We start from the raw sequence: 13,274 nt of genomic DNA, 5'->3' as shown, positions 1-13,274 counted from the left end.
GTTATGTGAACAACGAAAGGTGGGCCGGTATTGCGCCGGCTTGTCCCATCACTGGAGATAACAAGATGAAACAGAGAATCGTACTGGCCCTTGGTGGCAATGCGCTGGGCAACAACCTGCCCGAGCAGATGAAGGCGGTGCAGAGCACGGCGGGCACCATTGCCGACCTGATCGCCCAGGGGCATGAAGTGGTGGTGACCCACGGCAACGGCCCGCAGGTGGGGATGATCCAGCAGGCGTTCGAGGTGGCGGCCCGTCATGACTCCAAGGCGCCCCATCTGCCCATGTCGGTCTGCGTGGCCCTGAGTCAGGGTTATATCGGTTATGACCTGCAAAACGCCCTGCGCGAGGCACTGCTTGAACGCGGCATCCACAAACCGGTTGCCACTTTGGTGACCCAGGTTGAGGTGGATAAAAACGATCCCGCCTTCCTCGACCCGAGCAAACCCATCGGCGGTTTCTTCAGCAAGGAGGAGGCCGAGGCGTTGATGGCCAGGGGCGAGCGGCTAAAAGAGGATGCCGGCCGTGGCTATCGCCGGGTGGTCGCATCCCCCAAACCCGTCGATATCATCGAGAAAGAGACCGTATCTGCCATGCTGGCCGCTGGTCAGGTGGTGATCACCGTCGGTGGCGGCGGCATTCCGGTGCTGCGCGAGGGCAATCTCCTGCGCGGTGCCAGCGCGGTGATCGACAAGGATTGGGCCAGTGCCAAGCTGGCGGAGCTCATCGACGCCGATATGCTGATCATCCTTACCGCGGTAGAGAAAGTGGCCATCAACTTCGGCAAGCCCGAAGTGCAGTGGCTCGATCAGCTGAGCGTGGAGGATGCCCAGTGCTTTATCGAGCAGGGGCAGTTTGCCAAGGGCTCCATGCTGCCCAAGGTGGAGGCGGCGCTCTCGTTCGCGACCTCCATGCCGGGGCGAAAATCCCTCATCACCCTGCTGGACAAGGCAGCCGAGGGGATCGCTGGCAAGACCGGGACCGTGATCAGCCTGTAATCATGCGTACTGATCCACAGGGGCATCCGGCCCCCTGATAGAGTGTGGATCCTTGGCTCCACACTCAGTTTTATTGGGATGGCGGTGACGGATCATCACTGTCGATCGTGTTCTGCAGGCCAGATGAACCGCTCTGTGGGAGTGGCAATGGGGCTAGTTGGAGTGGCAGCCGGGTTTTGTGGATGGCAGAAACTTGTAGAGGCCGATACCGGCGAGCAAACCAAACATCGCCAGCAGCAGCCAGATGACTGTGGCGGGGCGGCTGCCCGCATCCCCCAACATAAAACCGATGAGCAGGTTGCCAAAGAGCGCCATGCAGCCGCCAGCGCTGGCATAGAAGCCGTAGTAGCTGCCGAGCTGCTCGGGAGGGGCGTAGCGGGGCAGTTGGGCGGCAAAGAGCGGGAAGCAGAGAATGGATCCGAGCGATAGCAGGGCTACCTGCGTCAACACGCCTACCGTCGGCCAAGGTGCCAGCAGCGGTAGAGCCAGGTAGCTCAAGCCCATCATCCCGATACCCAACCCCATGGCGAGCGGCACTCCCAGACGCCTCTCTACCAGACGGGAGGCTGGTAGCTGGAGCAGGACGCCGATCACCGCCGAGAGGGTAAAGACGCCGCCGAGCAGGTGGGTGGCGTCCGGCAGACTCTGGATATGGGCGGGCAGGGCGAGATAGAGCTGGTGGAACAGGATCTGGTAGCTGCCCGCCAGCAGGGTAAACACGATAAATGGGCGCTGGCGCACTATCTCTCTCCATTGGCGCAAAATGGCGCCACGCTGACTCTGGTGGCTCACCGGGCGTTTGGGCAGCACCCGGTATTGCAGCACGCCGAGCAGGGCGAACAGACTCGCCGCCAACAAGCCGGTCAGGGTATAGCTCTGCTGGGTCAGTGTCAGTCCAACCAGGGGCCCGAGCAGCATGCCCGCCTCGCTGGCGAGATTGTGCAGGGCAAAGGCGCGCTGACGCTGGCTCGGGTTGTGGCATTCGCTGGCAAGATACGCCTGGGCGCAAGGGGTGAACAGGGCCCCCGCAAAGCCGGTGAGGGCGGCGGCCAGCAGCAGGATGGGCAGGGACTCGGCCCAGCCGAGCAACACGAAGCCTATGGAGCGCACCAGGCAGCCCCAGACGATGGCTGGGTGATAGCCGATGCGATCCCCAAGGGTGCCCCCCAAGAGAAAGAGCCCCTGCTGGCTGAAGACCCGCATCCCCATGACCAGGCCACAGGCCCAACCGGCGAGACCCAGCCCGCTACCCATGTGCTGGGCGAGGAAGGGCATCATCATGTAGAAGCCGAGGTTGAAGGCCAGCCCGTTGGTGATAAGCAGGCGGGCTGCCGGGCTCATGCCCTGCCAGTCCCGCCAGTAGGAGGCGCTGTTCATCTTCGCCTCCCGTTTGTATGTCGGGAGGGGGCCGCAGGGGTTGTGCTGCGCTCTGTCATGACGCCTTTCGCACGGTTCTGAGGAAGGGGATGCCGCGCTGATCGTGGCTTATCTCCACCGGCACATGGTAGAGGCGCTCGATGAGGGCCGCGTCGAGCACCCGGGCGGGGGGGCCGAAGGCCTGCAGATCGCCGTCTGCCAGCACGATCAGCTGATCGGCAAACTGGGCGGCGAGGTTGAGATCGTGCAGCACCACCAGGGTGATCCACTGCTGCTCGCGGGTCTGCTGACACAGGTGCTCCATCAGTTGCATCTGGTGGTGCAGATCCAGGGCGCTGACCGGCTCGTCCAGCATCATGATGCGGGGATCGCGTAGCAGCACCTGGGCAAACAGCACCATCTGCCGCTGGCCGCCGCTCAGGGAGTAGAGGGGGCGATCCGCCAGATGGGCGATGCCGAGCGCCTGCAAGGCGCGGCCCGCCGCCAGGATGTCCTCGTCCGCCAGACGCATGGAGAGGCTGTCGAGGCGACCGAGTACCACCACTTCGATGACGCTCAAGTCCAGCTCCAGCTGGATGTTCTGGGGCATGTAGCCAAACTGCTGGCGCCACTTGGCCTGCGTCATCTGGCGGGCACTCTGGCCCCCCAGGCGGATATCGCCGCCATCCGGGGTCAGTTCACCAAAGAGGGTGCGCATCAAGGAGGTCTTGCCGGTACCGTTCGGACCGATGATCACGTGGACCTGACCCGGATGCAGGGTGAGGTTGAGCTCTCGCAGCAGGGTCTGCTGGCCGAGGGAGAGGGTGAGTCGGGATATTTCAAGCACGTTTACGCCCCCTGCCGAGGATCAACCAGATGAAGAAGGGCACGCCAATCAGAGCGGTGACGATGCCGATGGGAAAGAGGGCCCCTGGAATAATGGACTTGGAGAGCACCGAGGCCGCCGAGAGCATGCAGGCGCCGCACAGGGCCGAGAGCGGGATAAGAAAGCGCTGATCCTCCCCCACCAACATGCGAGCGATATGGGGCGCCACCAGGCCAACGAAGCCGATGACACCGACGAAACTGGTGGCAGTGGCGGTGAGCAGGGCGACCAGTACCAGAGTCTTCATGCGCAGTCTGTCCACGTTGACCCCGAGGCTGCGGGCGCGGGCCTCCCCCAGACGCAGGCTGGTGAGGGCCCAGGCATCCCGGTAGATGAGCAGGGTGCAGATCAGGGTGACGGTGGCGGTGATGATCAGGGAGTCCCAGGTGGTGCGCATCAGGCTGCCAAACAGCCAGAACAGGATCTGCTGGTTGAGCTCGGGGGAGGAGAGAAACTGCAGCAGGGAGAGCAGGGACTGGAACAGGAACAGCAGGGCGATGCCCGCCAGGATCAGGGTCTGGCTGCTGACATGGCGCATCATGGCCAGGCCAAATAAAAGGCTCGCGGCAAACATGCAGAGGATGAAGGCGCCAGCCGGAATGGCAATCAGAGGAGGGAGCCCAAGACCGCCGGTATAGAGCGCCAGTGCGGCACCGAGCCCCGCTGCGGCAGCGAGCCCCAGGGTGTAGGGGCTGGCCAGCGGGTTATCCAGCAGAGTCTGCATCTGGACGCCGCCAAGGCCCAGCGCCGCACCGACCACCAGCGCCATCAGGGCGATGGGCAGGCGCATGTCATGGACTATGGTGCGGGTCATGGGATCTGCCTGGGCGGGGGCGAGCAGGGCATCGACCACTTCGCCCAGTGGCAGCAGAGAGGGGCCGGTGGCGATGTCGAGAACCAGGGTAATGCACAGCACCAGGGTGAGCAGCAGGAGCCAGTGCCCGCGACGGCGCTCCCGTTGCCGCTGGCGGGCGAGGGTCTGCTGGAGGGCAGCCAAATCATTCATGATGACAATCCTGAAACGGGCGCCATGAGAGGCGCCCACAAGGGTGAAAGAGGGATGAAGAGGGCTTTGCCTAGACAGGCAAAGCCCGAACGACCGGATTCAGTTTGCGTCACCCTGCTTGATGCCCAGCATAAAGGTGCCCTGGGGGCGGATGGGCAGATAGCGCTGGTAGAAGCCCTGATAGGTGGCCAGGGGATCGAGATCCTGGAACAGATCCGGGTAGAGGGCCTTGGCCATGAACTCGATGAGAGCTGCATCCATGATGCTGCGGGTGGCGCCGTGATAGACCGCATAGAGACGCCCCTGCTGTACGGCGGGCAACTCGCTCCAGCCCGGGCGGGCGGCAAAACCCTGCAGACGCTGGCGCACCGTCTCGGCCGACACATCCTGGCCGACCTGCATCGCCTCTGCGCTGCTCACGCTCTCGTAGCCCGCCATCAGGATGACCTCGGGTTTGCTCGCCAGCAGTTGCTCAGGATGGATGGGGCCCCAGCGCTCGACGAAGGGAGCCGCGACGTTGTCACCCCCGGCCAGCAGGGCCATCGCGCCCCACATGTCCTTGCCATAGGTGTAGCTGTATTCTGCAGGTCCCTTGTCCCCCAGCTCGATATAGACCCGAGGGGGCTGGCGCTTCGCGTTGGCAACGCGGGAGGTGATGATGTCAATCTTGGTCTTGTATTCGTCGGCCATCTGTTGGGCACGAGCTTCCTGACCTGTCACCTTGCCCAGCAGCAAGGTACTCTCCATGTGGCGCTCCAGGGTCTGGGCGTTGTAGTCGATGACCATCACCGGGATCCCGGCCTGTTCGAAGCGTGGCAGATCCGGGCCGAGGGCCTCATATTGCCACTTCGCCAGGATCAGCAGATCGGGCTTGACCGCCAGGGTCTTCTCGATGGAGAAGCTCTGATCCTGCACATTGCCAAGGTCAGGCACCTTGGCCAGTTGCGGCAGGCTGGCCACATAGAGCGACCAGATGGCGGGGCGGGACTTGACGAACCAGCCACGGGACATGCCCACCAGCCGATCGGCGCCGCCTTCACCGGCCACGGCCAGATAATCCTCGGGATAGAAACCGAGCACGATACGGCTGGCCGGAAGTCTGAGGGAGACCTTGCGGCCCATCACATCTTCTACTTCAACCGGGGGATTTGCCTGCGCCATCCAGCTCATCAGGGCGAGCTGACCGAGCAGCAGCAACTTTGCCAGGGGGTGACGAAACATCTTGTGAAAACCTTGAAAGTATTTTGGGGTGAGAAGTATTAGCATTTGCATTTGATGATGGCAATCGATTTTACCAGGGGTCATAAAGGGACGTATATAGCGTGTTGGTCGTTCGAGGCCCACCTTGGCAAGGTTCTTCGCCAACGCCCCTCTTCAGGGGGCGTACACGTTTGGGCTGTCGGCCCCCACAAGAGTAAGATGGTCCTTTTCGTGGCTGGTTAGCCCGGCATGCAGGCGCACAGGCGCCAAAAAGGCAGAGTAATGAGCACAAAGATCAATATGGCGGCGCTGGGGGGACTCGTCCTGCTCACCGCCATCTGGAGTTACAGCTGGATCGTGATGAAGCAGGTGATGCTCTACGCGGGGGCGTTCGAGTTCACCGCCCTGCGCTGCTTGTGTGGTTCATTGGTGTTGTTGCTGGTATTGGCCCTGCGCGGCCGCCGTTATCTCAAACCCACCCCGTTTCGTTATACCTTGGCCATCGCCCTGTTCCAGACCTGCGGCATGGTGGGGCTGGCCCAGTGGGCCCTGATCAGCGGCGGGGCGGGCAAGGTGGCCATTTTGAGTTACACCATGCCGTTCTGGGTGGTGATCTTCGCGGCGCTCTTTCTCGGCGAGCGGATGCGCAAGCTGCACTATCTGGCGGTCGGAGTGGCGGCCTGCGGGCTGCTGCTGGTGATCCAGCCCTGGTTGCTGCATCTTGAATCCCTCAAGAGTGCCCTCTTGGCGATCCTCTCCGGCATCTGCTGGGGGATCAGCGCCATCATCGCCAAGCGGATGTATGCCCGCCATCCCGGGGTGGATCTGATGTCCCTCACCACCTGGCAGATGATCTACGCAACCGTAGTGATGGCGCTGGTGGCGGTGCTGGTGCCGGAGCGCCCCATCGACTGGCAGCCCTACGTGATGGGGGCGCTGGCCTATAGCGCCATCTTCGCCACCGCCATAGCCTGGAGTCTCTGGTTGTTTGTGCTGAAAAAACTGCCAGCGGGTATCGCCAGCCTCAGCACTCTGGCGGTGCCGGTGACCGGCGTGCTGCTCTCCTGGTGGCTGCTCGGGGAAAACCCGGGGCCGGTGGAAGGGAGCGGCATCGCCCTTATCGTGCTGGCATTGTTGGTGATCAGTCACAAGGGCAAACGCTCCGTGGTGTCGGTGGCGGGGGAGACCCGTATCAAGCACGGCTGAGCCGATTGCCAGCGAAGAGATAAAAGGGCCCGCCATCATGGCGAGCCCTTTTGGTTTTAAGAACACTCTCTTATCTGCGCTGGGCTAGATGCATCATGGCTTCCAGCACGGCGCCGCCGATAGCGCGTGCCTTGTCCGATACCGTGGTGGCATCGGCGCGCTCGCCACGCGGGTCGATATCGCCAATCTTGAAGCCGATAGGCACTTCGATGCCATCGCTGAGCAGCCCCCGCACCATGCCGGAGAGCGGCGCGATAATAGGGGCATCCCCCACATGGGCAATCACATCTCCCTCCTGCACCAGATCACCGAGCTTGATAATGCTCTTCATCACTCCGGCGACGGGCGCGCGCACCACCCGGCGGGCGGAGTGCCCCTCGATCACCCCGGGAATACCGGTATTGGGCTGGGCGGGGCCCTGATAGATGACCCGGCCCAGATGGTGGCCACGGTTGGTCTCGATCACCGCATCGCAGTCGCGTCCCGCCTCAAAGCCTGGGCCAAGGGCCACCGTAATGGGGGCCATCTCCTTGTGAGTGTCGAGATTTTGCTTGGCGAGGATGGCATCCACCAGATAGTGGGGCTTGAGCTCGGCGAGGGTGGCACAGTCGGGGTCAACCAGTAGCGGAATGACGCCCCGATCCAGCTGCTCGAACGCCTGTTCGACGCTCTCGACCCGCTTGGCTCGTACCCCTTCGACGCTTGTTTCGCCGTCAAACATCCCCTGGGCGAAGGCGACAGTGCGACGGATCACCGTGGGTTTGTCGAGATCCAGCATCACCACCTTGAAGCCTGCATTGTGCAGGCGCAGCGCCACCCCGGTGGCGATATCGCCGGAGCCACGCATCACCACCAGCTTATCCCGCTTGAGCCGCACGTCATCCTGCATTAGCCCACCCGATTTGCCGTTTTTCACTTGCAGCAGTTCGGCGAGGATGCTGATGGCGATCTCTTCCGGGGTTTCGGCTCCTATGTTGTAACCGATGGGGGCGTGCAGCCGCTGCAACTGTTCCTGGCTCACCCCTTGCTGGCGCAGCGCCTGGGTGAAGGTCTGTACCTTGCGCTTGCTAGCGAGCAGCCCCAGATAGGCGAGGGGACGGCTTATCAGCCGCTCCAGCGCCTCCTTGTCCTGATGGTTGGTGGCGATGATAACGAAGTTGGCGGGCTCGATGGCCAGCGCCTCGATCACCGCGCTGATGGTATCAGCCTGTTTGAGGTGAGTGCCGACGGGGAAGTGATCGGGATTGAGGCTCCCTTCAAAACAGTCGCCAACATGGATATCAAAACCCAGTGGCGCGGCTGCATGGGCCAGCGCCCGGTTGACGTGACCGGCGCCGATCAATACCAGACGGGGGCGCAGACCGTAGATATCGATATAGACCGACATGGCGCCACCACAGTCCGACCCGACCGCATGCTCACCGTTGCGGGCCATCCGGCCGTGGAAGATGCGCGGCTTGCGCTCGGCAATGGCCGCCACGGCCTCTTCGATCACCAGCCGCTCGATCATGCCGCCGCCGATGGTGCCGAGGATCTGGCCATCGGCCATCACCAGCATCTGGGCCTGATGGCGGGGGGTGGAGCCACGGCTCTCGATGATCTGGGCCATGGCAAATGGCGTGTTCTCCTGTTCCAGTCGGGCTGCGTGTGCAAACAGATTCATAAGGTACCTCTTCTTATCCTGAAACCATCATGGGCGAGGCGGCTGTGCCTCATCCTGAGCGAAGTAACCGAGTGCGTGGCGAATGGGCTGTGGCTCGCGAACCGCCCCCTGCCAGATGGCATAGATCTCGGGGTGGCGGCTATGCAGCTTTATCAATTCATCGAGCCACGACGCCTCATTTTGATAATCCCCATTGATAAACCAGATCCGGCGCGCCTTGGCCGGGGTGCCCTTGAACAGCCCCTCGGGGTGGGAGAGCAGCTGGTGAAACAGAACCCAGTCGAGGGGGTCACCGGCCTCTATCCCGCACAGGGCCTGAAGCTCTGCCCAGCGGTGGATCTGCTGCGGGTCGGCCTTGGCCCCCACCATGGCGCCGCCCGTCAGGGCGATCACCCAATCACTGTTCTGGGGAATGCAAGGTTCGTGCAAAGCGGGCACTTTCAATAACTTGTGATGGGCGCCATCCGCTTCGACCAGGATCAGATCGAAGCGCTGCTGCCCCTTGATGAGATCAATCTGCTGGGGCGTGGGGCCCGCCACCTTTCCGGTGCGCTCGTCGAGATGGCTGAACAGGGCAACCAGCGCCGGGCCATCCGGTAGCGCCTGACAGCGGGTAAGTTGACGAACGGGATCCGTCTCGATAATCAATTCCCGATAGTGTGACGGGGCAGGCAGAAACATCCTGGTGGTGGTGGTAATTAGCACCCTTTTACCCTGTTGATAAAAATATTCCGCCAGCCAGAACAGGGTGCTGGTTTTTCCACCGGCGCCGCAGAGGCTAATTAAGGTGGTATGGCTATCAATATTTTTGGTGAGCGGGTTTAATAGCGGATCTATATCTGGAAATGCGACAGCAACAACATATGGTAGCGACATAATGACGACCAAAATAAATATCGAAGGGAGTGGGGAACAACGTTGCCAGGAACAGGTGCAGTGTGACTGTATAATAACGGCGGCGGGTTTATCTTCCCGAATGGGTACCTGGAAAATGATGCTACCTTATTGCCAGGGGACAATGCTTGATGCAAGTCTCAAAAATGCCTTGGCTTTTTGTCAGCGGGTTATTCTGGTGGTGGGCCATCGTGGCGAGGAACTTCAAGCGCGCTACGGATCACGGCCGGATATTGCTGTCGTCCACAACCCCGACTATCGGCAGGGGCTGGGCAGCTCCATCCGCAGCGCCCTGGCGGCCAGTGACGCTGACTACCTCTTTATCAGCCACGGGGATCTCCCCTGTATCCCGCGCGATGTCTATCAACAGCTCTGGCAGACACGGGGCTGTGAGACACTCTTTCCCACCTGGCAGGGGGAGGCGGGTCATCCGGTGTTGCTGCCAAAATCCATCGCAAGGGAGCTGGCTACCGCGCCGGCACAAGGTTCGGTGCGCCGCTGGTTGCAAGGGCATCCACACCGTATGGTGCCAGTTGACAGCCCCGCTATCCTGTTTGATGTGGATACCCCGGAGCGCTATCAGGCGCTGCTGGGTGGCATTCTTGAAAATGAGAGCGAGCCCACGAAATAACCCAGTTTAAAAAAGATAACGGGGAGATAAATGGCGTATCAAAGTGATATTTCTCGCACTTGATCTGATAGGGCGAGTTCTTTTTGAACTGCTCATTAAGTAAATTTCAGAGTGATTGATAACTACTCGCAATACCCATAATGGTGGCATCGTAAATTCTCTCCATTAATTGGAGCTGTCTCACGCTTTTACCGTAAAAAATAGTTTTGTAACTGTAGTGGCCTGATTGTTGCTCTTCTCCTTGCCAAGGGGGAACACCCGTGCGGGATACCCCATTTATTCATGCTGCCAATGCGCAGAACAGCTGCAAGGAGATAGCCATGGGCGATATTATGCGACCCGTTCCGTTCAAGAACCTGCTGACCCGTATTTTTGCGGAATATAAAGAGAGTCAGAGCATTTTCGGTATTCCCGCCGCGCAATTCTATCGCAAGCAGGACGAGCGCAAGATCAAGGTGTTCGGTGAAACCTGCGAGACCCCCATCGGCCCGGCAGCCGGCCCCCATACCCAGTTGGCCCAGAACATCGTCACCTCCTGGCTGACCGGCGGGCGCTTTATCGAGCTCAAGACGGTGCAGATCCTGGACCGTCTCGAACTGGAAAAGCCCTGCATCGATGCCGAAGACGAGTGCTTCAACACCGAGTGGTCTACCGAGTTCACCCTGCCCAAGGCGTTTGACGAGTATCTTAAAGCCTGGTTTGCCCTCTATCTGCTGGAGGAGGTGTTCGACCCCCGTCTCGACGGAGATGCCAAGTCTTTCATCTTCAACATGAGCGTGGGTTACAACCTCGATGGCATCAAACAGCCGCCGATGCAGCAGTTCATCCACAGCCTGATGGATGCAAGCCAAAGTCCGAAATTTGCCGAGTACCAGCAGGTGGTACGTGACCTCGTGGCCGACGAGCAGTTTATCGCCGAGCTGGGACTGGGGGCGCGGCGCGATCGCCTGCAACAGCTGGTGGATCGCATCCCGGCCAATCTGGTGCACGGTGTCACCCTCTCCACCATGCACGGCTGCCCGCCCAACGAGATTGAGGCCATCTGCCGCTACATGCTGGAAGAGAAGGGGCTCAACACCTTCGTCAAACTCAACCCGACCCTGCTGGGTTACCCGCGGGTGCGCGAGATCCTCGATACCTGTGGCTTTGATTACATTGGTCTGAGCGAAGCGTCGTTCGATCACGACCTCAAGCTGGATCAGGCCAAGGCGATGCTGACCCGTCTGATGGCGCTGGGAGCCGAGAAGGGGCTCACCTTCGGGGTGAAACTCACCAATACCCTTGGCACCATCAACCGCAAAGGGGCGCTGCCGGGGGATGAGATGTACATGTCCGGCCGGGCGCTGTTCCCGCTCTCCATCAACGTGGCGGCCGTGCTGTCCCGCGCCTTCGATGGCAAGCTGCCCATCTCCTACTCGGGCGGTGCCAGCAAGTTCAACATCGCCGAGATCTTCGAGACCGGTATCCGTCCCATCACCATGGCCACCGACCTGCTTAAACCGGGTGGCTACCTGCGCCAGATCGAGTGCCTCAAAGAGATCGATGCCTCTGACAGCTGGGGCATGACTCAGGTGGATGTGGCCAAGCTGGAGGCGCTTGCCGCCAAGGCGCTCACCATGGATTACACCCAGAAGGAGTGGAAGTCCGACGATCGTATCGAAGTGGGCGGTGGTCTGCCGCTGACCGACTGCTACGTGGCGCCCTGCGTCACCGCCTGCGCCGTGCATCAGGATATCCCAGAGTACATTCGCCTGATGGGCGAGGGGGAGTATGTGGCGGCCCTTGAGCTGATTTATCAGCGCAACGCCTTGCCCGCCATCACCGGCCATATCTGCGATCACCAGTGCCAGTACAACTGCACCCGTCTCGACTACGACAGCGCGCTCAATATCCGCGAGCTGAAAAAAGTGGCGCTGGAGCGCGGCTGGGAAGGGTACAAGACTCGCTGGCATAAACCGGCAGGCAGTGGTGACAAGCACCCGGTTGCGGTGATTGGCGCCGGTCCGGCCGGTCTCTCCGCCGGTTACTTCCTGGCCCGTGCCGGTCACCCGGTCACCGTGTTCGAGCGCGAAGCGGATGCCGGTGGCGTGGTCAAACACATCATCCCCGAGTTCCGCATCCCGGCCGAGCTTATCCAGCACGACATCGACTTTGTCGCCGCCCACGGGGTCAAGTTCGAGTTTGGTTGCGATCCGGCGCTCACCGTCGACAAACTGCACGCCCAGGGCTTTACCTATGTCTTCGTCGGCATCGGTGCCGACAAGAATGGCGGCATGCGCCTCGAAGGGGGACATGATCGGGTCTACAAGTCCTTCCACTTCCTGCGCAGCTTCAATCAGGGCAAACCGCTGCCGCTCGGCCGCCATGTGGCGGTGATCGGCGCCGGTAACACCGCCATGGACTGCGCCCGCGCCGCCCTCAAGGTGCCGGGAGTGAGTGATGTCACCGTGATCTACCGTCGCAGCGAAAAAGAGATGCCCGCCTATCGCGAGGAGTATCTGGAAGCGGTAGAAGATGGGGTGCGTTTCTGCTTCCTCACTAACCCGGAGCGCTTTGACAAAGATGGCAAGCTTGTCGTGCGGATGATGGCGCTGGGGGATCCTGACGAGCAGGGCCGCCGCCGTCCGGTGCCCACCGAGCAGACCGAAGTGATGCAGATGGATGCCCTGATCACCGCCATCGGCGAGCAGCCTGACTGCGAGGTGCTCAAAGCCATGGGCATTCCTCTTGGCAGCGATGGCTGGCCCGAGGTGGACAGCCAGACCGGCGAAACCAGCCGTCGCAACGTCTTCCTGATCGGTGACGTACAGAGCGGCCCGTCCTCCATCGTCGGTGCCATCGGTGGCGCCCGCCGCGCCGCGGATCTGGTGCTCTCTCGCGAGCATGTCGCCAGCCAGCAGAGTGACGTGACCATCCAGCCGTCGGGCAAGGATGAGATCTACCGCCGCAAGGGGAGCATCGCCGTCACCATGGTTGACAAGAACGAGCGCGATGCATTCGTGGCGCAAGAGGCGCACCGTTGCCTCGAGTGCAACTACCTCTGCAGCAAGTGCGTGGATGTCTGCCCCAACCGGGCCAACGTCGCCATTGCGGTGCCGGGCTTCAAGGATCAGTTCCAGACCCTGCACCTGGATGCCTACTGCAACGAATGTGGCAACTGCGCCCAGTTCTGCCCGTGGCAGGGCAAGCCCTATCAGGACAAGGTCACCATCTTCAGCCTGCCCGAGGACTTCGACAACAGCCGCAACCCCGGTTTCTATCTGGCTGATGGCGGTGAGCTGCGGGTGCGTCAGGATGGCGAGACCTATCGCCTGACCATAGACGCCCAAAGCCGGATCAAGGATGCGCCAGTGGCCCTTGGCGACATGTGCCGGATCATCAGCCATGTCCATGCTCATCACCACTACCTGCTGGGGGCCGTCGAGGCCTGAGCG

General features: G+C 61.4%; 10 protein-coding genes. 4 read left to right on the top strand and 6 right to left on the bottom strand.

Annotated features, from left to right (window positions below):
- Positions 1–65: 65 nt before the first annotated feature.
- The gene (gene arcC, locus AB5Y73_RS10745) at positions 66–998 is read left to right on the top strand and encodes a carbamate kinase (RefSeq protein ID WP_107683043.1); all 933 of its coding nucleotides are present in this window, start codon (positions 66–68) and stop codon (positions 996–998) included.
- 153 nt (positions 999–1,151) lie between these two features.
- Here the strand turns inward: arcC and AB5Y73_RS10740 are convergent, their stop codons facing one another.
- The 4 genes from AB5Y73_RS10740 to AB5Y73_RS10725 form a co-directional block, all read right to left on the bottom strand.
- Complete coding sequence (locus AB5Y73_RS10740) at positions 1,152–2,375, bottom strand: MFS transporter (protein ID WP_107683042.1); 1,224 nt, start codon at positions 2,373–2,375, stop codon at positions 1,152–1,154.
- 55 nt (positions 2,376–2,430) lie between these two features.
- Positions 2,431–3,201: an ABC transporter ATP-binding protein gene (locus tag AB5Y73_RS10735; protein WP_107683041.1), complete on the bottom strand. Its 771-nt coding sequence runs from the start codon at positions 3,199–3,201 to the stop codon at positions 2,431–2,433.
- Positions 3,194–4,246: an iron ABC transporter permease gene (locus AB5Y73_RS10730; protein ID WP_107683040.1), complete on the bottom strand. Its 1,053-nt coding sequence runs from the start codon at positions 4,244–4,246 to the stop codon at positions 3,194–3,196. Before AB5Y73_RS10730 ends, AB5Y73_RS10735 begins: the two co-directional genes overlap by 8 nt.
- A gap of 99 nt (positions 4,247–4,345) precedes the next feature.
- Entirely contained in the window at positions 4,346–5,467 is a 1,122-nt protein-coding gene (locus AB5Y73_RS10725) for an ABC transporter substrate-binding protein (RefSeq protein WP_107683039.1), read from the bottom strand.
- A 261-nt stretch (positions 5,468–5,728) separates the two neighbouring features.
- On the opposite strand from AB5Y73_RS10725, the gene AB5Y73_RS10720 reads away from it, so the two are divergent.
- Positions 5,729–6,652 (top strand): DMT family transporter, encoded by a 924-nt coding sequence (locus AB5Y73_RS10720; RefSeq protein ID WP_181497335.1) that lies wholly within the window; start codon positions 5,729–5,731, stop codon positions 6,650–6,652.
- A 70-nt stretch (positions 6,653–6,722) separates the two neighbouring features.
- Here AB5Y73_RS10720 and yqeB read toward each other — a convergent pair whose 3' ends face one another.
- The gene (yqeB, locus tag AB5Y73_RS10715; protein WP_107683037.1) at positions 6,723–8,315 is read right to left on the bottom strand and encodes a selenium-dependent molybdenum cofactor biosynthesis protein YqeB; all 1,593 of its coding nucleotides are present in this window, start codon (positions 8,313–8,315) and stop codon (positions 6,723–6,725) included.
- A gap of 27 nt (positions 8,316–8,342) precedes the next feature.
- Positions 8,343–9,191 (bottom strand): selenium cofactor biosynthesis protein YqeC, encoded by an 849-nt coding sequence (gene yqeC / locus AB5Y73_RS10710; RefSeq protein WP_107683036.1) that lies wholly within the window; start codon positions 9,189–9,191, stop codon positions 8,343–8,345.
- A 1-nt stretch (position 9,192) separates the two neighbouring features.
- On the opposite strand from yqeC, the gene mocA reads away from it, so the two are divergent.
- Entirely contained in the window at positions 9,193–9,840 is a 648-nt protein-coding gene (gene mocA / locus AB5Y73_RS10705; protein WP_265781917.1) for a molybdenum cofactor cytidylyltransferase, read from the top strand.
- A 320-nt stretch (positions 9,841–10,160) separates the two neighbouring features.
- Positions 10,161–13,271, top strand: a complete 3,111-nt coding sequence (ygfK, locus tag AB5Y73_RS10700) for a putative selenate reductase subunit YgfK (RefSeq protein WP_107683035.1) — start codon at positions 10,161–10,163, stop codon at positions 13,269–13,271.
- The last annotated feature ends 3 nt before the right edge of the window (positions 13,272–13,274 follow it).

The sequence above is a fragment of the Aeromonas sp. s7(2024) genome, from assembly GCF_040907825.1.
GTDB lineage: Bacteria > Pseudomonadota > Gammaproteobacteria > Enterobacterales > Aeromonadaceae > Aeromonas > Aeromonas veronii.
This window is presented reverse-complemented; position numbering and strand designations above follow the sequence as displayed.